Consider the following 23,199-nt stretch of genomic DNA (forward strand, 5'->3'; position numbering starts at 1 on the left):
CGCGCGGGTCGGAAGGCGATCCGGTGAAGCCGTGTGTCGTTCCCTGCCGTTGCCCTGACCCTTGGCTGTCAGCCAGATCCGATCCTACGATGGACGAAATCCAAGTCAATACGACAGACAGGCGCACGCACATTCATTCGTAAGGACTATGCACAGTGAGGGTTGGTGGTCATGAGTGACCTGCTGCAACGGCTTCGCGGACGCGGCTGGCGGATGACCGCCCAGCGCCGCGTGGTCGCCGAGGTGCTCGCCGGTGAACACGTCCACCTGACCGCCGACGAGGTGCTCGCCCAGGCCACCCTCCGACTGCCGGAGATATCCCGCGCCACCGTCTACAACACCCTCGGCGAACTCGTCCTGCTCGGCGAGGTGATCGAGGTGGCCACGGACGGCCGCGCCAAGCGCTACGACCCCAACGCCCACCGGCCCCACCAGCACCTGGTCTGCTCGGGCTGCGGCGCGATCCGCGACGTCCACCCCGTCGGCGACCCCCTGACCGACCTGCCGCACTCCGAGCGGTACGGCTTCACCGTCTCCGCGGCCGAGGTGACCTACCGGGGCCGGTGCCCCGAGTGCGTGGCCGCCTGACCTGGGCCCTCACCAGGGCGTGACAAACCGTCACCCGAGGTCCGTCACCCGAGGAACGACAACCGCACCTGCCTCCGCGGGTTGTCCCTGTTCGTATCGACCAGGCACACCGACTGCCACGTACCCAGCTCCAGGCGGCCGTCGACGACCGGCAGCGTCGCGTGCGGCGGGACCAGGGCGGGCAGGACGTGGTCGCGGCCGTGGCCCGGGCTGCCGTGGCGGTGCTGCCAGCGGTCGTCCGCGGGGAGCAGGGTGTGCAGCGCGGCGAGCAGGTCGTCGTCGCTGCCCGCCCCCGTCTCCAGTACGGCGATTCCCGCGGTGGCGTGCGGGACGAAGACGTTGAGGAGGCCGTCGCGGCCGTCGGCCACTGCACGCAGGAAGGCCTCGCAGTCGGCGGTGAGGTCGTGGACCACCTCCGTCGATCCGGTCGTGACCTGCAGGACTCGGGTGGTGAACGCATCGGGCATACGTCCATCCTCCCCCACCCCGCCTTCCATCCGCTGATACCGGATGTCCGCCTTTCGAGACGCCATTGACCGTGTGTGGACGAAGTGGCTACGTTCTGCGGCATGTTGCGTTCAGCCCTGCTCACCACGCGCGGTCACATCGACCTGCTGCGGGTGGCCTCGTCCGCGTGTCGACGCGGCTGCTGACGCCCTTCTCCCGCTTTCGCTTTTCCTCTTTCACCGGTTCCGGCCAGTAGGCACCCGGCACTGCTCCCGCATGTCCGCGAGCCCGGATTCCCGTACACCCGCATGTGTGACGTGAGCCCAAGCCCGGCCTCAGGGTCGGGCCCTCGCCTGCGCCCCGGCTGCCGGTAACCCCTTCACACCCCCTTTCCTCCCTCCCGCCCCTCTCCCCGTGGAGCGCCTGTGAGCATCAGCCATGCCCCACCGCATTCACCTGCATCCGACATATCCCCTAAGTCATCTTCTGCTCCTGAGTCGGAACCCGGACCAGAACCCGGACCGGGACCCGAGCTCGAAGCCCTCGTGCCCTCCTCCAGCCGCCGCGCACGCGTCCCCCGCTGGCTGCGCCGCACCTCGGGACCGCTCGCGCTGCTCGCGCTCTGGCAGACCCTCAGCGCCACCGGCGCACTGACCAGTGACGTGCTCGCCTCCCCCGGAACCGTCGCCCGGGTCGCAGGCGATCTCATCGGGAACGGGTCCCTGCAGAACGCCATGGGGGTGTCCCTGCAGCGCGTCGCCCTCGGGCTGGTGTTCGGCACCGTCGTCGGAACGGCGCTCGCGCTCGTCTCCGGGCTCTTCCGCATCGGCGAGGACCTCGTGGACGCCAGCGTGCAGATGCTGCGCACCGTGCCGTTCGTCGGGCTGATCCCGCTGTTCATCATCTGGTTCGGCATCGGCGAGGCACCCAAGATCGCCATCATCACGCTCGGCGTCTCCTTCCCGCTCTATCTGAACGTGTACGCCGGTATCCGGGGCGTCGACGCCCAGTTGATCGAGGCCGGGGAGTCGCTCGGCCTGTCGCGGTGGGGGCTCGTGCGGCACGTCATCCTGCCGGGCGCGCTGCCCGGCGCCATGACGGGACTGCGCTACTCGCTCGGCATCTCCTGGCTCGCCCTCGTCTTCGCCGAGCAGGTCAACGCGGACACGGGCCTCGGCTTCCTCATGGTCCAGGCCCGCGACTTCCTGCGCACCGACGTGATCGTCGTCTGCCTGGTCGTCTACGCCTTCCTCGGCCTGACGGCCGACTTCGTCGTACGAACCCTCGAAAGGCTGCTGCTGCAATGGCGACCGACGTTCACCGGCCGGTGACCACGACCGTGTCCACCACGAAGTCAACCAAGCCGTCCGCCGTCCGCGTCGACGGGCTGACCCGCACCTTCGACGGGCGTGCCGTCATCGACGATCTGCAACTGGACGTGCGTCCGGGCGAGTTCGTGGCACTCCTTGGCCGCAGCGGCTGCGGCAAGTCGACGCTGCTCCGCATCCTGGCGGGGCTCGACCGCGACATCGAGGGCACCGTGCTCGTGCCGCGCCGGAAGGCCGTCGCGTTCCAGGCTCCCCGGCTGATGCCGTGGAAGCGGGTGTGGCGCAACGTGCTGCTCGGGCTGCCCGGCAAACCCGACCGGGAGGTCGCCGAGCAGGCCCTGACCGAGGTGGGCCTCAAGCACCGCACGAACGCCTGGCCCAAGACCCTCTCCGGCGGCGAGGCCCAGCGCGCCTCACTCGCCCGGGCCCTGGTGCGCGAGCCCGATCTGCTGCTGCTCGACGAACCGTTCGGCGCGCTCGACGCGCTGACCCGCATCAAGGCCCAGCGTCTCGTCGACGAGCTGTGGCAGCGGCGCGGCTGCGCGGTCCTGCTCGTCACACACGACGTCGAGGAAGCGGTACTCCTCGCCGACCGGGTCCTCGTCATGGACGACGGCGTCATCGCGTACGAGACGGAGATCGACCTGGAGCGGCCGCGCGGCATCTCCGACCCCCGCTTCGGTGAGCTCCGCGCGGAGCTGCTCCAGCGGCTCGGCGTCGAGGCGCCGCCCGAGGCTGCCGCCGCCTGAACAACCGGCTCCTCCCTCGTCCCTACAAGCCCCGCTCACCGCCAGCCCCGGCCCCCGTCCCCACGTATCGAAGCGAACGGAACCACCATGCGACGACCACGCCCCGCCCCCGCCGCCGCCCTGCTGCTCCCCCTGGCCCTGCTGCTCGCCGCCTGCTCCGGCACCTCGTCCGCCGACGGTTCCATCGGCGGCTCGGGCGGCGGCACCGACGGCAAGGGGTCCCTGACCCTCAACGTCGGCGATCAGAAGGGTGGTTCCGAGGCCGTGCTGCGCGCGGCCGGGGAGCTCGACGACCTCGACTACAAGATCCGCTGGTCGACCTTCACCTCCGGCCCGCCGCTCCTGGAGGCCATCAACGCCAAGGCCGTCGACATCGGCGGCATCGGCAACACCCCGCCCGTCTTCGCGGCGGGCGCGGGCTCGAAGATCTCCGTGGTGGCCGCGAGCCACGGCGCCGCGGCCGGGGACACGATCCTGGTGCCCAACGACTCCGGGCTGAAGAAGCCCCAGGAGCTGAAGGGCAAGTCCGTTGCCGTGGCGCAGGGTTCGTCGGCGCACTACCAGCTGATCGCCTCTCTCAAGAAGGCCGGGCTCGACTTCAAGGACGTCCAGGTCAAGTATCTGCAACCGGCCGATGCGCTCGCCGCGTTCAGCAGCGGCAAGGTGGACGCCTGGGCCGTCTGGGACCCGTACACCTCGCAGGTCCTGCGGTCCAAGAAGGGGCGCGTCCTGACCGACGGCGACGGGCTGGTGAACGGCCTCGCCTTCCAGGCGGCGGCGCCGGGCGCCCTCGCCGACAAGAAGAAGACCGCGGCGATCTCCGATTACCTGGAGCGGCTCCGCCGGGCCCAGGACTGGGTCTACAAGCACCCGAAGGCCTGGGCGAAGGTCTGGGCGAAGGACACCGGCCTCCCCTACGAGGTCGCGCTCGACGCGGTCAAGCGCACCAACGGCACCCGGGTCCAGGTGGCCGTGGACAAGAACGTGATCGCCTCCGAGCAGGAGATCGCGGACACGTTCACCGATCTCGAACTGATCCCGCGCCGCATCGACTTCGGCGACTTCGTCGACCCCCGCTTCAACGGCGATCTGCCGCCGTCCACCACCGAGCCGCGCTCGTACCGCAAGGAGTCCTGACCATGAACGTCCACCTGCACTGGTTCCTGCCGACCGGCGGCGACGGCCGCACCCTCGTCGACCGGCACGCCTACACCGACGGCGGCATCACGCGCTCCCGCGTCACTCCGGTGAGCGGCGTGCGCGCGCCCGACATCGAGTATCTGGCCCAGATCGCCAAGGCCGCCGAGCAGTTGGGTTTCGAGGCGGTGCTCACGCCGACCGGCACGTGGTGCGAGGACGCCTGGCTGACGACGGTCGCACTCGCCCAGCACACCGAGCGGCTGAAGTTCCTCGTCGCCTTCCGCCCCGGCGTGATCTCCCCGGTGCTCGCCGCGCAGATGGCGGCGACGTATCAGCGCATCACCCGCGGCCGACTGCTGCTGAACGTGGTGACGGGCGGCGACTCGACCGAGCAGCGGCGGTTCGGCGACCACTTGGACCACGACCGCCGCTACTCCCGCACGGACGAGTTCCTCTCGGTCGTACGAGGAGTGTGGGGCGGCACGCCGTTCGACTTCCACGGGGAGCACTTCCAGGTCGACGGCGGGCTCACCGCGCTGCCGCCGGATCCACTGCCGGAGATCTTCTTCGGCGGCTCGTCGGCCGCGGCGGGTCCCGTCGCGGCGCGGCACTCGGACGTCTACCTGACCTGGGGCGAACCGCCGGAGCAGGTGAAGCAGAAGATCGACTGGATTCGCGGGCTCGCCGAGAAGGAGGGCCGCACGGTCCGTTTCGGCATCCGGCTGCACACGATCTCCCGCGATTCGTCCGCCGAGGCATGGGCGACCGCGAACCGGCTGCTCGACGACCTCGACCCGGACACGATCGCCGCCGCCCAGGAGGCGCTCGGCCGCAGTGAGTCGGTGGGCCAGCAGCGGATGCTCGCGCTGCACGGCGGCTCGCGGGACAAGCTGGAGATCTCCCCGAACCTGTGGGCCGGTGTCGGTCTGGTGCGGGGCGGGGCGGGCACCGCCCTGGTCGGCAGCCACGCCGATGTCGCCGACCGGATCGAGGAGTACCACGCGCTCGGTGTGGAGCACTTCGTGCTGTCCGGTTACCCGCACCTGGAAGAGGCGTACTGGTTCGGCGAGGGCGTCATCCCCGACCTGGCCGCGCGCGGGCTGCTGCCGCGGATCCCGGCGTCGCCGCTGTCCGGTGTGCCCGCGGCGAACGGCCGCCCGGCCTCCGCCCCGGGCGGCGCGCCCCTCCTGGTCGCGGGCGGGCGCTGATGGTCGCGGATGGGCGCTGATGGTCGCGGGCGGGCGCTGAGAGATCCGGCCCGCCGGGAAGATCCTGGACCCCGATGAAGTTAGTAGAAACGTGAACGACATCGGGGTACGAGACGCGGCCGCCTCAGCGGCGGTACAGAACGTGGACGTGGTCGTCATCGGCGCCGGGCAGGCGGGCCTGTCCAGCGCCTACCACCTGCGGCGGGTCGGCTTCGAGCCGGACCGGGACTTCGTGGTCCTCGACCACGCGCCCCGGCCCGGCGGCGCCTGGCAGTTCCGGTGGCCTTCCCTGACGTACGGGAAGGTGCACGGGATGCACTCGCTCCCCGGCATGGAACTGACGGGTGCGGACCCCGCGCGCCCGTCGTCGGAGGTCATCGGGGCGTACTTCGAGGAGTACGAGCACCGCTTCGACCTGCGGGTTCGACGCCCCGTCGACGTGCGCGGAGTCCGCGAGGGCGACGGCGGCAGGCTGCTCGTCGAGACATCGGCGGGCACCTGGTCGACGCGGGCTCTCATCAACGCGACGGGCACCTGGGACCGGCCGTTCTGGCCCCGCTACCCGGGCCAGGACACGTTCCGTGGGCGGCAGTTGCACACCGCGATCTATCCCGGTCCCGAGGCCTTCAAGGGGCAGCGTGTGATCGTCGTCGGCGGCGGCGCGTCCGGCACGCAGCACCTCATGGAGATCGCCCCGTACGCGGCCGAAACCACCTGGGTCACTCGCACCGAGCCGGTGTTCCGCGAAGGGCCCTTCACCGAGGACTGGGGCCGCGAGGCCGTCGCCATGGTCGAGGAGCGCGTCCGTCAGGGCCTGCCGCCGCGGAGCGTGGTGTCGGTGACGGGCCTGCCCGTGAACGACGCGATCCGGCAGGCGCGGGCCGACGGCGTCCTCGACCGGCTCCCGATGTTCGACCGGATCACACCGACCGGCGTCGAGTGGGACGACGGCCGCCGCGTGGACGCCGACGTCATCCTCTGGGCGACCGGTTTCCGTCCTGCCGTCGACCACCTGGCCCCGCTGCGGCTGCGCGAGCCGGGCGGCGGCATCCGGGTGGAGGGCACCGGGGCCGCCGCGGACCCCCGCATCCACTTGGTGGGCTACGGCCCTTCGGCCAGCACGATCGGCGCCAACCGCGCGGGGCGCGCGGCGGTACGCGATGTCCAGCGGCTGCTGGCCGGGGCTTCGGTTCCGAGCTCCTAGGGCCCTGGGGACCTACAGTCCTACGGCCCTAAGCACCCGCCTAGGGCAGGTAGAGCGTGTAGAGCAGCTTGTCCGGCGTGACGGGCGGGCTGCCCTGCAGCACCCCCGTCGTGGCATTGTCGACAAGGCCCTTCTTCACCTGCGCCGGAGTGTCCGTGGGACGGAAGCCGAGATGCAGCGCCGCGGCACCGGCCGCATGCGCGGCGGCCATCGACGTGCCGCTGAGGGTGGCCGTCGCGGTGTCGCTGTCCTTCCACGCGGAGGGAATCTGGACACCCGGCGCGAACAGGGACACGCAGGAGCCGTGGTTGGAGGAGGACGCCCGGCGGTCGCCGCGGTCACTGGCCCCGACGCTGATGGTCTCCGCCACCCGGGAGGGCGAGGTGGTGCAGGCACCACCGGCCTGGCCCGAGCTGCCCGCCGCGACCGTGTACGTGACGCCGGAGCGGATGGAGCGCCGCACCGCGCTGTCGAGGACGTCGCTGGCCGAGCCGCCGAGGCTCATGTTCGCGACCGCCGGCTTGGCGGCCTTCGCCGTCACCCAGTCGATGCCCGCGACGACCCCCGAGGTGGTGCCCGAGCCCTGGCAGTCGAGGACGCGCACCGCGATCGGCCGGGCCTCCTTGGCGACCCCGTACGTCTTCCCCGCCGCGATGCCGCCCACGTGGGTGCCGTGGCCGTTGCAGTCGTCGCCGTTCCGGCCGTCGCCCACGGTGTCGGTCCCGACCGAGGCACGGCCGCCGAACTCCGCGTGCGTGGTCCGCAGTCCGGTGTCGATGATGTAGATGCTCACGCCGGGGGCGGTGGTGCGGTAGGTGTACGTGGTGGACAGCGGGAGACGCCGCTGGTCGATACGGTCCAGTCCCCAGGGCGCATTGGGCTGGGTCTGCTCCTGCGGGGCGTCGATCCGGACCCGGGTGTCCTGGCGGACGTACGCGACACGGGGATCGGCGGTGAGCCGGGCCGCCTGCGCCCGGCCCATCCGGGCGGAGAAGCCGTGCAGCGCCGCCCGGTACACGTGCCCGAGCCGCGCTCCTTCGGCCCGGCCGACGAGTTCACGCGCCACTCCGGGGACGGCGGAGGAGGCGACCGCGTGGCCCGCACCCGGCTCTTTCAGAACGACGATCCAGCCGTCCGGCACGGCGGCTTCGGAGCCGCCCGCGAGCCGCAGGTCCCCGGCCCCGGCCTCTGCGGAGGAGCCGGACGCCGCGTGGGTGGCGGGAGTGACGCCGAGCAGGCCGGTGGCCGTCAGTGCGGTGGACAGCAGCACCGCTGCCTGCCGCCGACGGGAGGACATTCTCATTCCCGGTGCACCTGAACCTTTCATCGACTGACCAGGGGTGGGGTCGGGCCATGTGCGGTGCGGTGCAGTTCATGCGATGCGGTGCGCGGTGCGGTCGTTACCGGTGGTGCGGCGCCGAGCGCATGCCAGCCTCTCGCGCCGCTCAACGCGGCACAAGAGGCCGGACCGGTCCTGCGGGAGTGCTGAAGCCGCGGTTCAGGGCGCGGCGACGTTCACCAGGCTCCTGTACGGGAGGTAGCGCGGCACGCTGGGCTGGGTGGGAGCCGGAGTGACACCCTCCAGGCCGTCGATCATCATGCCCAGCTCGACGGTGCCGCCGCTCTCGGCGAAGCGCCGCCAGGCAGACATGTCCCTCCACTCCGCGTGGTTGAGGACCCTGCGGCCGTCCTTGCTCGTGTGGAAGTGGGCCGAGAGCAGCCCCGGTGGCCTGGTCCGCTCCAGGATCGCCACGACGCCGTCGATGAACGCGCGCTGGCTGTCGGGTCCCTCGGTCTCGAACATGGGGGTGACGAGCGCCCCGGGGGTGCTTTCCGTTCCCTCGTCGGTCGCATAACTCCGGTAGAGCGAATAGCTCACCTCACCCGGCCGCTCAATGCCCAGGACCATCCGGTCGACCCTGCTGATGTCCTCGGAACGCTGGGCCGCGCGCGCCCACTCCCGGTGGGAATCGTCGTCCGTCCACTGCGCGTAGTTGAGGACCTCACGGCCGTTCTCGCTGAGGAACGTGGTGAACGAGAGCATGCCCGCCGGGCGTTCCAGGTGTTCCCATTCCTCGATCACCAGGTCCGCGGCCTGCTTCTGGACCCCCGGGGCCGGCAGGGTCCAGGAGCTGACGAGGATCGTCCCGGCGTCCGCCCGCCGGACGTCGGGAAAGGCATGTGATATCGGTGCGGCCATGGTCGGCTCCTCCTGCATACTGAGCGGTACGTTCAGAGAAAAGCGTTGTACCTGAACCACGGTTGAGGTCAAGGCGAAGCAGGCATGGCGACCGATCGGACCCCCCTGGCCCATTTGCCACTTCCGGCCACCTGCTACTTCGCCTTGTTGAACTCCCCCACGTTCTTCTGGTGTTCCTCAAAACTGGATGTGAAACGCGTGTCCCCCGGTTTCACTGTGACGAAATACAGCCAGTCCCCCGGAGTCGGGTTGGTCGCCGCCCGCATGGCTTCCTCCCCGGGGTTGCCGATCGGCGTGGGCGGCAGGCCCATACGCGCATAGGTGTTGTACGGGCTGTTGATCTTCGTGTCACGCTCGCTGGTGGCGAGCGTGGAGCGGTTGAGCGCGTAGTTGATGGTGGAGTCCATCTGCAGGGGCATGCCCTGGTCGAGGCGGTTGTAGATGACCCTGGCGACCTTGCCCATTTCCTCCTTGGAACCGGCTTCGGCCTCGATCATGCTCGCAATGGTGACGCTCTGGTAGACGTTCACGGCATTCCGGTCCGCTCCCGCCGCGACTTGGCCGACACCGAACTTCTTGCCGGCCGTGTTCACCATGTACGACAGCACGGAGGCAGGGGTCGACTGGGAGCTGAGCGGATACGTCGCAGGGAAGAGGTATCCCTCAGGATTGCCACCCGCGTCTTTGGGGAGTTTGAGGTCGGCCTTCGGCAGGGCCTTCTTCGTAGTGCCTGCGGGCACATCCAGGGCCTTGTCCACGGCCTCGTACACCTGGCCGGAACGCCACCCCTCAGGGATGGTCAGCGTTTCGGCCCTCGTGTCGTCGTCGGGCAGCAGCAGCGGCACCGCCACGGCGGCGGCCACGGCGGCGGCTCCGGTCGCGATCAGGGCGATCCGGCCCCGTCGCGTCAGTCGAATCGTGCCCCGTCTCGGAGTCTTGGTCTGCATGCGGGCACGGTAACCCGCAAATGGTCGCATTCCTGGCATATCTTCATGTCGCGGGCTCCAGTTGGGCGTCTCTGCGCACGAGGGCGGCGTAACGGCCGTCGCGCTCCAGGAGCTCCTCGTGGGTGCCGCGCTCCGCGGTGCGCCCTGCCTCCAGGACCACGATCTGGTCGGCGCCCCGGACGGTGGAGAGCCGGTGGGCGATGGTGAGGGTGGTCCGGCCCGCGGACAGCGCGTCGATCGCTTCCTGCACGGCCCGCTCCGTGCGGGTGTCCAGGGCGCTGGTCGCCTCGTCGAGGATGAGGACCGGCGGATCGCGCAGGATGGTGCGGGCGATGGCCAGACGCTGCTTCTCGCCGCCGGAGAAGCGGTGGCCGCGCTCTCCGACGACCGTGTCGTACCCGTCCGCGAGCGACGCGATGTGGTCGTGGATCTGGGCGGCGCGGGCGGCGGTGACGAGCTCCTCGTCGGTGGCGTCGGGCTTGGCGAAGCGAAGGTTCTCCGCGACCGAGGCATGGAAGAGATACGTCTCCTGGGAGACCACGCCGACGGCGCGCGCGAGCGTGTCGAAGTCGAGGTCGCGCACATCGACTCCGTCGAGGGTGACGCGGCCGCCCGTGACGTCGTAGAGGCGGGGCACGAGATGACTGAGCGTCGACTTGCCGGAGCCGGTGGACCCGACGACGGCGAGGCTGCCGCCCGCGGGTATCTCGATGGAGATGTCCTGGAGCGTGGGGCCCGCCTTCTCCTCGTACCGGAACTCGACGTCCTCGAAGCGGACCTCGCCCTTGATCTTGTCGAGGTGCACCGGCTTCTCGGGCTCGGTGATGTCGATGGGCAGGTCGAGGTACTCGAAGATGCGCTGGAAGAGCGCGAGCGAGGTCTGGATCTGCACGCCGGTCGAGAGCAGGCTCACGGTGGGCCGGAAGAGGCCCTGCTGGAGCGAGACGAAGGCGACGAGTGTCCCGATCGACACGGTCGGGCCGCCCATCTGGAAGGCGATGCCCGCGGTCCAGTAGATGACGGCGGGCATGGCGGCCATCACGATCGTGATGACGGCCATGCGCCAGCGGCCCGCCATGTTGGACCTGATCTCCAGGTCGACCAGCTGCTCGGACTCGTCGGAGAACGACTTGGTGAGGGAGTCGGCGCGCCCCATCGTGCGGCCGAGGACGATGCCGCTCACGGAGAGGGATTCGGTGACCGTCGCGGCCATCACGGCCATCTGCTTCTGGCGTTGCGTGGCGATCTTCTTGCGTTCACGGCCGACGCGGCGGCTGATCCACACGAACACCGGGAGCAGCAGCAGCGAGACGACGGTGAGCCGCCAGTCCAGGGCGAGCATGGCGACGACGGTGGCGATGACGCTGGTGAGGTTCGAGACCAGGGACGTGGCGGTGGAGGTGACCGTCGCCTGCATGCCGCCGATGTCGTTGGCGATCCGGGACTGGACCTCGCCCGTGCGGGTGCGGGTGAAGAAGGCCAGGGACATGCTCTGCAGCCGCCCGTAGACCGCGGTGCGCAGGTCGTGCATGACGCGCTGGCCCACGGAAGTGCTGATCAGGGTCTGCAGGACACCGAAGACACTCGTGACGACCGCGCTGAGGATCATGCCGAGCGCGAGCAGGCTCAGCAGGCCGGTGCGCCCCTGCGGCAGGGCGGTGTCGAGGATCTCCTTCAGCAGGAACGGGGTCGCGACCGAGACGAGCGAGGCGGCGCAGACCAGCAGGCCCACGATCGCGAGGCGGCCTCGGTACGGCCGGAAGAGGCGAAGGATGCGGCGCATCTGGCGCGGCTGGGGCTCCTCGCCGGGGGCAGGGGGCTGCGGCGTCCAGGTGGTTCCGTCGTGACGCATGGGCTCCTACGGGTTCTCGGACGACAATGACTCAGGGAGCATAGCTCACTGTTACCTATACTCACAATGCACAATGTCCTGGTAATGTTCCCGCATGAACACCCCGGACCCCGACGGCCTGCTCTCCGAACAGTTGCTGCGGCTGACCCGCAGGCTGCAGCGGATCCAGAAGCGCCATCTGGTGCCGATCGGCATCACGCCCGCGCAGTCCCGCCTCCTGCGCACCCTCGCGCACTACGAGACACCGCCGCGCATGGCGGACCTCGCCGAGCGCCTCGAGGTCGTGCCCCGCGCCGTGACCACGCTGGTCGACGGCCTGGAGGCGGCCGATCTCGTGCGGCGCGCGCCCGACCCCACCAATCGCCGGGTGATCCGCATCGAGCTCACCGACGCGGGGCTGAAGGCCCTGGGCGAGCTGCGCGGCGCGCGCCGGGCCGCCGCAGAGGACATCCTGGCTCCATTGGACGCCGAGCAGCGCGCGCAGCTGGGCGTCCTGCTGAACGCGCTGTTCGACGTGCCGGACGTCCGCCGCTGCTGAGGCACTGACGAACGGCCGCCGGGCCCGTGAGTGCGCCGCCGCAACCGCCGAGGAGAGCTCATGCCACTGCTGGAGCCCGAGCCGGACGCCCTGCGCCCCGGTGCCGCGTCGCGCACGGACGGCCCTTCCCACGACCGCGTGCCGGACGGGCGGAGCAGCGGCACCCCTGAGCCGCTCCGCTCGGAGCTGACCGCGCTGCTCGGTGCGGACAAGGTCCTGACGAAGGTCTCCGACCTGGTCCGGTACGCATCGGACGCCAGCCCCTACCGCTTCGTGCCGCAGGTCGTGGTCGTCCCCGAGGACATCGACGACGTGTCGGCCGTCCTGTCGTACGCGCACGGCAAGGGCCGCGAAGTCGTCTTCCGCGCGGCGGGGACGTCACTGAACGGCCAGGCCCAGGGCGAGGACATCCTCGTCGACGTGCGCAAGCACTGGTCGGGCGTGGAGGTGCTCGGCGACGGCGAGCGGGTTCGCATCGGCCCCGGCACGACGGTCGTGCGCGCCAACGTGACGCTCTCCCGGTTCGGCCGGGTGCTCGGTCCCGACCCGGCGAGCGCGATCGCCTGCACGGTCGGGGGTGTCGTCGCGAACAACGCGTCGGGCATGACGGCGGGCACCACCCGCAATTCCTACCGCACGGTTGCCTCGCTCACCGTCGTCCTGCCCTCCGGGACGGTCGTGGACACGGCCGAGCCGGACGCGGACGAGCAACTGGCACACGCACAGCCCGACCTGTGCGAAGGCCTGCTGGCGATCAAGTACGAAATCGAGGCCGACCCGCAGCTGGTGGCCCGCATCCGCGGCAAGTACGAGATCAAGAACACCAACGGCTACCGCCTCGACGCCTTCCTCGACGGCGCGACGCCCGTGGAGATCCTGCGGGGCCTGATGGTCGGCTCCGAGGGCACCTTCGGCTTCATCTCGGAGATCGTCTTCGACACACTGCCGCTGGACCGGCACACGTCCACGGCGCTGCTCTTCTTCCCCTCGCTGCCCGCGGCCGCCGCCGCGGTGCCGCTGTTCAACACCGCGGGCGCGCTGGCCGTCGAGCTGATGGACGGCAACACCCTGCGGGCCTCGGTCAGCGTTCAGGGGGTGCCCGCCGACTGGGCGGGGCTGCCGAAGTCGACGGCCGCGCTCCTGGTCGAGTTCCGCGCCCCGGACGAGACGGCACAGGAGGCGTGCGAAGCGGCGGCGGCGAAGGCCCTCGAAGGGCTGGAGCTGATCGCGCCCGTGCCGTCGGTGACCAATGCGTTCACGCGCGACGCCGGGACGATCGGCGGCTACTGGAAGGCGCGCAAGGCATTCGTCACCGCAGTCGGCGGCTCCCGCCCCTCGGGGACGACACTGATCACCGAGGACTTCGCGGTCCCGCCCAGCCGCCTCGCCGAGGCCTGCGAAGCGCTGCTGGACCTCCAGACCCGGCACGGCTTCGACGCCGCCGTCGCGGGCCACGCGGCCCACGGCAACCTGCACTTCCTGCTCGCCTTCGACGCGGCGATCCCCGCCGACGTCGAGCGCTACGCCGCCTTCATGGACGATTTCTGCCGCCAGACCGTGGAGCGTTTCGACGGCTCCCTGAAGGCCGAGCACGCCACGGGCCGCAACATCGCGCCGTTCCTGGAGCTGGAGTGGGGCCCGAAGGCGACCGAGCTGATGTGGCGCACGAAGCAGGTCATCGACCCGGACGGCGTGCTCGCCCCCCGGATCGTCCTCGACCGGGACCCGAAGGCGCATCTGCGGGGGCTGAAGACCATCCCCCGGGTGGAGCCGATCGCCGACCCGTGCATCGAGTGCGGCTTCTGCGAACCGACCTGCCCCAGCGAGGACTTGACCACGACACCACGCCAGCGCATCGTGCTGCGCCGCGAAATGATGCGCCAGCCCGCGGGTTCCCCGGTGGAGGACGGTCTCGTAGAGGCGTACGGCTACGACGCCGTGGATACCTGCGCAGGTGACTCGACGTGCCGCATCGCCTGCCCGGTGGGCATCGACACGGGCGCCCTGATGAAGGAGTTCCGTCACGCGCGGCACTCGCCGCGCGAGGAGAAGGCGGCCGCTCTCGCCGCGAAGAACTTCAAGGCCGTCGAGGCGTCGGCGCGGCTCGCGGTGGCCGCCGCCGACCGGATCAGCGACCGGCTGCTCACCAAGGTCACCCGCACCGCCCGCAAGGCCGTGCGCCCGGACCTCGTCCCGGAATGGCTGCCCCAGATCCCCGGGGCCGCGGCGCGCAAGCTGCCGCGCACCGCGCGCGTGGGAGCCTCCGCCGTCTACTACCCGGCATGCGTCAACCGCATCTTCGGCGGCCCGGGCGACCGCTCCCTGGCGGAGGCCGTCGTCGCCGTCTCCGCGCGCGCGGAGAAGCCGGTCTGGATTCCGGACGATGTCGCGGGGACGTGCTGCGCGACGATCTGGCATTCCAAGGGGTACGACGCCGGGAACCGGGTCATGGCCAATCGCATCGTCGAAGCGGTCTGGGGCTGGACGGCGGGCGGCCGCCTGCCCCTGGTCGTCGACGCCTCGTCCTGCACGCTCGGCATCGCCCACGAGGTCGTGCCGTATCTCACCGCGGACAACCGGGAGTTGCACCGGGAGCTCACGATCGTCGACTCGATCGTCTGGGCCGCCGACGATCTACTCCCCCACCTGACGGTGCACCGCACGATCGGCTCCGCCGTCCTGCACCCCACCTGCTCCATGCAGCACCTCGGCGACGAGGCGCAGCTCCGTGCCGTCGCCGAGGCGTGCGCGGACGAAGTGGTCGTCCCGGACGACGCGGGGTGCTGCGCCTTCGCGGGCGACCGCGGCATGCTCCACAAGGAGCTCACGGAATCGGCCACGCGCAAGGAGGCCGCGGAGGTCACGTCCCGCCCTTTCGACGCACACCTCTCGGCGAACCGCATGTGCGAGGTGGGCATGGACCACGCGACGGGCCGCGGCTATTACTCCGTGCTCCTGGAACTGGAGCGCGCGACCCGTCCGTGAGGGTCCGTTGCCCACCACGGTCTGCCCCCAGCGATAAATCCAACTCTTCGGCACCTCCAGTCTCTTGCGCCCCGGTCCCACCCCCGACCAGGGTGGCTTCCGCCCCAGTGGTAGAGACCAGCCGCCATTCAGCTACGGAGGTCCGATGCAGGACGAGAACGTCACACCGAACCCTGAAGGCACCACCCCGGACGACGGCACCGAGAACAGGGCGGGTGACGGCCATTCACGTCGCACGGTGCTCCGCACGGCGGGCCTCGCCGGCGCGGGGCTCGGAGTCGGCGCCTTCGCGAGCGGCACGGCGCACGCCGACGCCCCCGACTCCGCGGCCACCGGAGCCGCCGCCACGACCGACACGGCCAAGGCGCCCGCGCGCAAGGGCGACACCATGATCGGCGTGCCGTTCCAGCGCCGCTCGACGGTCCGGGTCGGGATCATCGGCCTCGGCAACCGCGGCGGCAGCATGATCGACCTGTTCCTGGCGATCCCCGGCGTGCGCGTCGTCGCGCTCTGTGACCCGGTCAAGGACAAGACCGCGGCCGCCGCGAAGAAGGTCACGGCCGCGGGCCAGCCCGCCCCGGCGACGTACACCAAGGGCGAGCACGACTACGAGAACCTGTGCAAGCGCGGGGACATCGACTTCGTGTACGTGGCGACGCCCTGGGACTTCCACTTCGCCATGGCGAAGTCCGCGATGCTGAACGGCAAGCACGTGGGCGTGGAGTGTCCCATCGCACTGCGCCTCGAAGAGCTGTGGGAGCTGGTCGACCTCTCCGAGCGCACCCGCAGGCACTGCATGCAGTTGGAGAACTGCTGTTACGGCAAGAACGAGATGCGTGTCCTGCGGATGGCGCACGCGGGCAAGTTCGGTGACCTGCTGCACGGCGCGGGCGCGTACAACCACGATCTGCGCGGTCTGATGTTCGATCCCGACTACTACGAGGGTCCGTGGCGGCGCCTGTGGCACACCCGGCTGCGCGGCGACCTCTACCCCAACCACGGCTTCGGTCCGGTCGCCAACTACATGGACGTCAACCGTGGTGACCGCGCCACGCACATATCCAGCTTCGGCACGCCCTCCCTCGGCCTCGCCGAGTACCGCAAGGAGCACATGCCCGCGGGCGACCCGAGCTGGAAGGAGACGTACATCGAGAGCGACCGCACCATCAGCCTCGTCCAGACGGCGAAGGGCCGGGTGATCCGCCTCGAACACGACGTCTCGACTCCGCACCCGTACAGCCGCATCAACAGCCTGGGCGGCACGCGGGGCGTCTTCGAGGACTATCCGGAGCGCATCTACATCGAGCCGGACCACACGAACGACGAGTGGGGCGACTTCGCCAAGTACGCCGACTTCGACCACTGGCTGTGGAAGGAGCACGCCAACCCGCCCGGCGGGCACGGCGGCATGGACTACATCATGATCTTCCGTCTGATGCAGACCATGCAGCTCGGCCTGGTACCCGACTTCGACGTGTACGACGCCGCCACGTGGACGGCCCCCGTGCCGCTGAGCCATCTGTCGATCAAGGCGAAGGGGGCGCCGCAGGCGATCCCCGACTTCACACGGGGCCTGTGGAAGAAGGAGCGGCCGGGAATGGACTCGGAGAAGCCCAAGGCGTAAGGGGCTAACCCGTAAGAGGTTAAGCCGTAAGAGACTTGGGGCGGGCTCGGTGGTGGCCTTCGCGTCACCACCGAGCCCTTCCCGGCCAGCAGCGCCGACGGTCCTCCGTCAGGGTTCCCTGCACGGTGGCGATCGACCGGTCGTAGCAGCCGGTGTCGCCGGTCAGCCGGTAGCGCTCGCGCGATGTGCCCACGGCGTGCCGCTGATCGCGGGGGACGTTTGACGTGTACGTCGCGTCGCCGTCGTAACGGTCGTCCAGCACGGACCAGCCAGTGCGCCGACCGCCGTTCTTCGTGACGCTCTCGGCGCGGTCGCCGAGGGAGATCTCGGTGCGCAGCCGGTCACCGGCGCCGAGGGTCGTGGTGCCGTCCATGGTGTACGTCCGGTCGGTGCGCACGGCGCGGTGGCCCGTCGTGACCGTCTCCCGGTCCGTCCACCCGGCCTTGAGCGCGTCCATCGACTCGCCCTCGGTCCAGCGGTGGACGGACGTGTTCTGGAGGCTTCGGGTCACGGTCGTCGCAACCCGGCCGTGCGAGGTGTTCACGTACCCCGAGACGCTGAGCCGGTGGCCGCCCTCCGTGTCCAGCCGGTGCGCCTGATCCCCCGTGCCGGGCGTGTACTTGGACGTGTTGGCGGGCGCGCCCTCCTGGTGGCTGGTCAGTCGGCCCGTGACGTGGTCGCTCTTCTCGTCCTGCCAGACCAGCACGTTGACCGGCGCGCTCCAGCCAGCCTGCGCCTCGGGGACACCGACTACGGAGAATTCCACCTGATGCGGGCGGCCGTCGTTGAGGACGCTCGCGAAGGGGGTCAGGTCGTACTCGATGGGCTTGATGTCGAAGGCGCGGGGCCCCGGAATGACGTACCAGAGGAAGGGGTTGGACCAGCCGCCGGTCCAGACGGTCGGGAACGGCGCGGCGATGCCCGCCAGTTGTCCGTCGACCTTGACCTGCACCTCACGGTAGGGGCCGTGGTCGGCCTTGCAGGAGTAGGGCGCGGCGTCCGGCACGGTCAGATACCAGTACTCCTCGCAGCCGCCGCCGGAGCCGGTGGCGTACACCTCGGCGATGATGCGTTCGCTGTTGCGCGGGGTCGTGAGGGTGGCGCTGCCCCCGGTGTCCCCGAGGGGGATGACGCGGTCGGGCGTGTGCGCGGCCTTCTCCGACTCGTAGAACGTCAGCGTCGCCTTGACGTCGATGATGCCGGTGTACGTGTCGTTGACTACGTTCCCGATGAGCATCTCGACCTGCTGACCGCGGCTCAGCGTCTCGCGGTAGCGGGTGACGTCCTTCTCCACGGACCAGGTGATGCCGTCGACCGACGGCTCCGGGGTCGATGTGCGCAGAACTTCGACCCCGCCGATGCGGAGGTATCCGAGACGGTCGTACTGCCGCCCCTTGACCTTCCCGTCGAGGCGCAGGACCACCTTGCCCCAGTGGCCCTTGCCGCACTTCGTCGGAGGCGTGTAGTCGCCTTTGTACGGCGTGAAGTCCTTGAACTGCGCTTCGGCGACGGTCACTTCGCAGGACTTGGTGTGCGGTTTCGGTAGGGGCGGCGCGGCGGTGACCGGGTCGTGCCAGTCGTCACCGAACTCCGCCGGGGGCGTTGCGGCGGAGGGCGTTGCGGCGGCGGCCGTGGCGTTGGCGAGAGCGGCATCGGAGGGTGTGTCGGCCGTTGCCGGTCCGGTACCGAGGAGGGTGCTCGCCGCGAGGGTCGCTCCGGCGAGCATGGACATGACGCGTCTTCTCATGGGGGATTTCTATGGGCAGTTGCCGATCACCGCAATGGCGTCGATGGCAACGGCGCTCCCCGGCGGCTCACGCGTCCAGATTCGCCTTGTCACCCATGACCACGACCGGATGCTGCTTGGGATCGAGCGTGCGCAACAGGTACTCCATGCCCGGCTTGGACAGGCTCACACAGCCCGACGTACCGCTCCCATGGTCCATGTGCAGCCAGATGCTGCCGCCCTTGGCCTGGCCCTGCGGGCGCGTCGGATCGTTCGGCGGGGTGCCCTTGGCACGGTTGTAGTCGATGGCGATGACGTAGTCGAAGTCGTGCCAGTGCGTCTTGGGCCAGTAGTGCGGGGCCTGAATGGACGCCGACTTCGTATACGGGAGCTTGGCACCCGGGTCCGCGAGGACGCCCCCCGCGTCGGTGAGCGTGAACACGCCGACCGGGCTGCGCTTGTCGTTCTCGCGGTGGTCGGTCGTCCAGCCCTTCTTGCCGTTGTGCGCGGGCCAGCTGCGGGCCTTGTCCCAGGTGGCGTCCTTCGCCCCCGACTTCGTGTAGAGCACGACGGTCGACTTCGCCGAGTCCTCACCGTCGCCGTAGACCGCCACGACCTGACGGGCTTCCTTGGGGATCTTGGACTGCAGCCGGTCGCCCACGTCGGGGATGCGCCGGAGGTCGACGGACCCGGCCTGGGCGCTCTTGCCGGGACCGGCACCCGCATCGTCCTTCTTCGAACCGTCGTCACTCCCGCTCGCGCAGGACGTCAGAAGGGCACCGCAGGCCGCTGCCGCGACCACCACTCGCGCCGCACGTGCTATTCGCATCCGCCCATGGTCGCACCCGGCCCGCGGAACCCTCGCCAAGCACCGCGGCACACGCCGGGACAGGGCCGATTCTTTACCTCAGGGCGGAAAATCGTTTGCTTCGGACCACCGCGCGAGGCGAACCTTTCACGGTTTGTTACCGCCGTTCGCTCCCGCCGCCACCTCGCCGGAGCGACGGCCGCCGCACCGATTCCTGGGACGTCATGCAGATTCGCGACCTTCCGTTTCCCGACCCCGGTGTCCCCGATGCCCGGTCGGGGCCACGCTTCCTGCTGTGGCTGGGCCGCAACCAGCTCGGCGGACAGCTCAAGTCCCTCGCCTGGGGCCTGCTGCACTTCGGCGCCATCGCGGGCCTGCCCTACATGGTCGGCGTCGCCGTCGAGGCCGTGCTCGACCGTTCCGGCGGACGGCTCGCCCTCGCGGGCGCGCTGCTCGTCCTCCTCGGCATCGCCATCGCGGTCGGCGACACGATGCTGCACCGCACCGCGGTCACCAACTGGATCACGGCCGCGGCCCGCGTGCAGCAGCTCCTCGCGCGCAAGACCGCGGCGCTCGGCTCCGCGCTCACCCGTCGCGTCGCCGCCGGAGAGGTCGTGGCCGTCTCCACCGGCGACGTCGAGAAGATCGGCTGGTTCGTGGAGGCCCTGTCGCGGTTCGCGGCAGCCGCGCTGACCGTCGTCCTCGTCTGCATCGGCCTCGTCGTGTACCAGCCCGCCCTCGGCGTCATCGTCGCCGTGGGCATCCCGGCGCTCGCCCTCGCCGTCCTTCCGCTGCTGCCACGCGCCACACGCCGGGCGGACTTCCAGCGCGAGAAGGCGGGCCGGGCCACCGAACTGGCGTCGGACACCGTCGCCGGGCTGCGGGTGCTGCGCGGCATCGGCGGCGAGGAACTCTTCCTCGACCGCTACCGCAGCGCATCCCAGGAAGTCCGCACGGCCGCCGTGCGCAGCGCCAGGATGTGGGCGGTGATCTCGGCCATCCAGGTCCTGATGCCGGGACTGCTGCTCATCGCCGTCGTCTGGCAGGGCGTGCACCTCGCCCGCGAGGGGCGGGTCACGGTGGGCGAGCTCGTCACCGTCTACAGCGCCATCATGATGCTCAATTACCCGCTGCGGCACTTCGAGGAGATCGCCATGGCGTACTCCTTCTCGCGCCCCTCCGCGAAGCGGGCGGCCCGCGTGCTCTCCCTCCAGCGGACGGCCGAGGCCGCGGGATCGCGGGACGCGGACTCTGGGGGATCGCGGGACGCGGAATCCGGGGCCGAGGAACCGCCCACCGGTGACCTGTACGACCCGGCGACAGGGCTGCTCGCCCCGGCCGGGCGGCTCACCGCCGTGGTCTGCGGCGACCCGGACGAGGCGGGACGGCTCGCCGAGCGGCTCGGGGGACATCCCGCGTTCGACGAGGCCGCGGGCCTGCCGTCCGTACGCCTAGGCGACGTACCGCTGGACGACCTGCCCCTGGCCACCGCACGAACCGCCGTCCTCGTACAGGACAAGGACCCCATCCTCCTCTCCGGAACGCTCCGTGACCTCCTCGACGTACCGGCCTCGGGAGCGGTCGGCCCCGAGGAGGCGCTGGACGCGGCGCAGTGCTCCGATGTCCTGGACGCCCTCGCGCAGGCGTCGGTGGACGACGACCCGATGGCTGCCCACCTCACGGAACGCGGCCGCTCCCTCTCCGGAGGCCAACGCCAACGCCTCGCCCTGGCCCGCTCACTGGTCACCGACCCCGAGGCGCTCGTACTCGACGAGCCGACGTCCGCCGTCGACTCACACACCGAGGCCCGGGTCGCCGACGGCATCCGGCACCTGCGCGCAGGACGCACCACCGTGGTGCTCACGTCGTCGCCACTGCTCCTGGACCGCGCCGAACGCGTCGTCTTCCTGGCCGACGGCGAGGTCACGGCGGTGGGTGCGCACCGCGAGCTGGTGCACAGCGAGCCGCGGTACCGCGCGGTCGTGACCCGCGAGACCGACGCGGAACGCGTCGCCGCGGCCCCCGGGGCAGACACACAGACCCTGACCGAATTCGACATCGAGGAGACGGCATGATCGGCCTGGCGCCCCCGGCATACGACCCGGCGGCCCCCACGACGGCAGAGACCCTGCCCGTCGGCTCGGCCGCGACCGTGCGCACCTACGTCCGCGAACTCTTCCAGCGCCACCGCCGGTCCTTCCTCCTTCTCATCGTGGTGAACACACTCGCCGTCATCGCCTCCATGGTCGGCCCCTATCTGCTCGGCGACCTGGTCGAGAAGGTCTCGGACGACGCGCGCGACCTCCACCTGGGGCTCACCATCGCCCTGTTCACGACCGCGCTCCTCGTGCAGGCCTTCTTCGTACGGGAGGTGCGGCTGCGCGGCGCGATGCTCGGCGAACGGATGCTGGCGGATCTGCGGGAGGACTTCCTCGTACGGTCCGTCGGGCTGCCGCCCGGCGTCCTGGAGCGGGCAGGCACCGGCGACCTGCTCTCGCGCATCACCACGGACATCGACCGGCTCGCCAACGCCATGCGCGAGGCCGTGCCGCAGCTCGCCATCGGTGTGGTGTGGGTGGCGCTGCTGCTCGGCGGGCTCGTCGTGACGGCACCGCCGCTGGCGCCCGCCGTGCTCGTCGCCGTGCCGCTCCTCGTCGTGGGCTGCCGCTGGTACTTCAAGCGGGCGCCTGCCGCCTACCGCTCGGAGGCCGCCGGTTACGCCGCCGTGGCCGCCGCCCTCACCGAGACCGTCGACGCGGGACGCACGGTGGAGGCCCACCGCCTCGGCCGTCGCCGCATCGAGCTCTCGGAGCGCCGCATCAAGGAGTGGACCGCCTGGGAGCGGTACACCCTCTATCTGCGGTCGGTCCTCTTCCCGGTCATCAACTTCACGCACACGGCCGTGCTGTGCTCGACACTGATGATCGGCGGTGTCTTCGTCCTCCAGGGCTGGATCGGGGTGGGGCAGCTGACCACGGGCGTCCTGATCGCCCAGATGCTCGTCGACCCGCTGGGCATCATCCTCCGTTGGTACGACGAGCTTCAGGTCGCCCAGGTGTCGCTGGCCCGGCTCGTCGGCGTGCGTGACATCGAGCCGGACGCCGGTGATTCGTCCGTGGCTCCCGACGGGCGCCACGTCCGCGCCGACGACGTGCACTTCGGCTACCGCGAGGGCGTCGACGTGCTCCGCGAGGTGTCCCTCGCCGTCGAACCCGGTTCGCGTGTCGCCCTGGTCGGCCCGTCGGGCGCGGGCAAGTCGACCTTGGGCAGGCTCCTCGCGGGGATCTACGGTCCGCGCACCGGTCACGTCACCCTGGGTGGCGCCGCGCTGTCGGCGATGCCCGCCGAGCAGGTGCGCGCGCATGTGGCCCTGGTCAACCAGGAACACCACGTCTTCGTGGGCTCGCTGCGCGACAACCTCCTCCTCGCCAGGACCGGAGCGCGGGACGCCGAACTGTGGGCTGCGCTCGGCGCAGTCGACGCGGCCGACTGGGCACGCGGCCTCGACGAGGGCCTCGACACCGAGGTCGGCTCGGGCGGGTTCGCGCTGACGCCCGCACAGGCCCAGCAGATCGCCCTGGCGCGCCTCGTCCTCGCCGACCCGCACACGCTGGTCCTTGACGAGGCGACGTCGCTCCTCGACCCCCGCGCGGCGCGGCACCTGGAGCGCTCCCTGGCCCGCGTGCTGGACGGCCGCACGGTCGTGGCCATCGCCCACCGGCTGCACACCGCGCACGACGCGGACGTCATCGCGGTGGTCGAGAGCGGGCGGATCGCGGAACTGGGCAGCCACGACGAACTGGTGGCAGCGGACGGTGCGTACGCGGCGCTGTGGCGGTCCTGGCACGGGTAGGA

19 protein-coding genes are annotated in these 23,199 nt (G+C 70.6%); 12 read left to right on the forward strand and 7 right to left on the reverse strand.

From position 1 onward, the window contains the following. Window positions 1–171: 171 nt before the first annotated feature. On the forward strand, window positions 172–588 hold the full coding sequence (locus ABZV77_RS09630; protein WP_356252739.1) for a Fur family transcriptional regulator: 417 nt from the start codon (window positions 172–174) through the stop codon (window positions 586–588). 44 nt (window positions 589–632) lie between these two features. Here ABZV77_RS09630 and ABZV77_RS09635 read toward each other — a convergent pair whose 3' ends face one another. Beyond that, window positions 633–1,055 (reverse strand): secondary thiamine-phosphate synthase enzyme YjbQ, encoded by a 423-nt coding sequence (locus ABZV77_RS09635; RefSeq protein WP_356252742.1) that lies wholly within the window; start codon window positions 1,053–1,055, stop codon window positions 633–635. Between the two features lie 102 nt (window positions 1,056–1,157). On the opposite strand from ABZV77_RS09635, the gene ABZV77_RS09640 reads away from it, so the two are divergent. The 6 genes from ABZV77_RS09640 to ABZV77_RS09665 all read left to right on the forward strand — a co-directional run bounded on the left by ABZV77_RS09640 (window position 1,158) and on the right by ABZV77_RS09665 (window position 6,664). Further along, window positions 1,158–1,241, forward strand: a complete 84-nt coding sequence (locus tag ABZV77_RS09640) for a putative leader peptide (protein ID WP_355809829.1) — start codon at window positions 1,158–1,160, stop codon at window positions 1,239–1,241. 219 nt (window positions 1,242–1,460) lie between these two features. Continuing rightward, window positions 1,461–2,366: an ABC transporter permease gene (locus ABZV77_RS09645; protein ID WP_356252745.1), complete on the forward strand. Its 906-nt coding sequence runs from the start codon at window positions 1,461–1,463 to the stop codon at window positions 2,364–2,366. Then, window positions 2,339–3,112 (forward strand): ABC transporter ATP-binding protein, encoded by a 774-nt coding sequence (locus tag ABZV77_RS09650; protein ID WP_356252748.1) that lies wholly within the window; start codon window positions 2,339–2,341, stop codon window positions 3,110–3,112. Before ABZV77_RS09645 ends, ABZV77_RS09650 begins: the two co-directional genes overlap by 28 nt. 87 nt (window positions 3,113–3,199) lie before the next feature. Beyond that, window positions 3,200–4,249 (forward strand): ABC transporter substrate-binding protein, encoded by a 1,050-nt coding sequence (locus ABZV77_RS09655; protein ID WP_356252751.1) that lies wholly within the window; start codon window positions 3,200–3,202, stop codon window positions 4,247–4,249. A gap of 2 nt (window positions 4,250–4,251) precedes the next feature. Then, entirely contained in the window at window positions 4,252–5,460 is a 1,209-nt protein-coding gene (locus ABZV77_RS09660; protein ID WP_356252754.1) for an LLM class flavin-dependent oxidoreductase, read from the forward strand. Window positions 5,461–5,551: 91 nt separating this feature from the next. Next, complete coding sequence (locus tag ABZV77_RS09665; protein ID WP_356252757.1) at window positions 5,552–6,664, forward strand: NAD(P)-binding domain-containing protein; 1,113 nt, start codon at window positions 5,552–5,554, stop codon at window positions 6,662–6,664. Window positions 6,665–6,704: 40 nt separating this feature from the next. Here the strand turns inward: ABZV77_RS09665 and ABZV77_RS09670 are convergent, their stop codons facing one another. From ABZV77_RS09670 to ABZV77_RS09685, 4 genes are all read right to left on the reverse strand, one after another. Next, the gene (locus tag ABZV77_RS09670; protein ID WP_356252760.1) at window positions 6,705–7,967 is read right to left on the reverse strand and encodes a S8 family peptidase; all 1,263 of its coding nucleotides are present in this window, start codon (window positions 7,965–7,967) and stop codon (window positions 6,705–6,707) included. A 195-nt stretch (window positions 7,968–8,162) separates the two neighbouring features. Next, entirely contained in the window at window positions 8,163–8,864 is a 702-nt protein-coding gene (locus tag ABZV77_RS09675) for an antibiotic biosynthesis monooxygenase (RefSeq protein ID WP_356252763.1), read from the reverse strand. 134 nt (window positions 8,865–8,998) lie between these two features. After that, window positions 8,999–9,811, reverse strand: coding sequence for an endolytic transglycosylase MltG (mltG, locus tag ABZV77_RS09680; RefSeq protein WP_356252766.1), 813 nt, complete (start codon window positions 9,809–9,811; stop codon window positions 8,999–9,001). 43 nt (window positions 9,812–9,854) lie between these two features. After that, a complete protein-coding gene (locus ABZV77_RS09685) occupies window positions 9,855–11,663 on the reverse strand; it encodes an ABC transporter ATP-binding protein (RefSeq protein ID WP_356252769.1) in 1,809 nt (602 codons plus the stop codon). Between the two features lie 94 nt (window positions 11,664–11,757). Here ABZV77_RS09685 and ABZV77_RS09690 point away from each other — a divergent pair, with 94 nt between their 5' ends. From ABZV77_RS09690 to ABZV77_RS09700, 3 genes are all read left to right on the forward strand, one after another. Beyond that, a complete protein-coding gene (locus ABZV77_RS09690) occupies window positions 11,758–12,201 on the forward strand; it encodes a MarR family transcriptional regulator (RefSeq protein WP_055567801.1) in 444 nt (147 codons plus the stop codon). 60 nt (window positions 12,202–12,261) lie between these two features. Then, entirely contained in the window at window positions 12,262–15,186 is a 2,925-nt protein-coding gene (locus tag ABZV77_RS09695) for an FAD-binding and (Fe-S)-binding domain-containing protein (protein WP_356252772.1), read from the forward strand. Window positions 15,187–15,331: 145 nt separating this feature from the next. Next, entirely contained in the window at window positions 15,332–16,810 is a 1,479-nt protein-coding gene (locus tag ABZV77_RS09700) for a Gfo/Idh/MocA family oxidoreductase (RefSeq protein WP_356252775.1), read from the forward strand. A 64-nt stretch (window positions 16,811–16,874) separates the two neighbouring features. On the opposite strand, the gene ABZV77_RS09705 is transcribed toward ABZV77_RS09700, so the two are convergent. Next, on the reverse strand, window positions 16,875–18,557 hold the full coding sequence (locus ABZV77_RS09705) for a peptide-N4-asparagine amidase (protein WP_356252778.1): 1,683 nt from the start codon (window positions 18,555–18,557) through the stop codon (window positions 16,875–16,877). A 67-nt stretch (window positions 18,558–18,624) separates the two neighbouring features. Then, a complete protein-coding gene (locus ABZV77_RS09710; RefSeq protein WP_356252781.1) occupies window positions 18,625–19,365 on the reverse strand; it encodes a L,D-transpeptidase family protein in 741 nt (246 codons plus the stop codon). A 203-nt stretch (window positions 19,366–19,568) separates the two neighbouring features. On the opposite strand from ABZV77_RS09710, the gene ABZV77_RS09715 reads away from it, so the two are divergent. Both ABZV77_RS09715 and ABZV77_RS09720 read left to right on the forward strand, forming a co-directional pair. Continuing rightward, the gene (locus ABZV77_RS09715; RefSeq protein ID WP_356252784.1) at window positions 19,569–21,419 is read left to right on the forward strand and encodes an ABC transporter ATP-binding protein; all 1,851 of its coding nucleotides are present in this window, start codon (window positions 19,569–19,571) and stop codon (window positions 21,417–21,419) included. Continuing rightward, window positions 21,416–23,197, forward strand: a complete 1,782-nt coding sequence (locus ABZV77_RS09720) for an ABC transporter ATP-binding protein (RefSeq protein WP_356252786.1) — start codon at window positions 21,416–21,418, stop codon at window positions 23,195–23,197. The genes ABZV77_RS09715 and ABZV77_RS09720 overlap by 4 nt, the downstream gene beginning before the upstream one ends. The last annotated feature ends 2 nt before the right edge of the window (window positions 23,198–23,199 follow it).

The sequence above is a fragment of the Streptomyces sp. NPDC004732 genome (genome assembly GCF_040609235.1).
GTDB lineage: Bacteria > Actinomycetota > Actinomycetes > Streptomycetales > Streptomycetaceae > Streptomyces.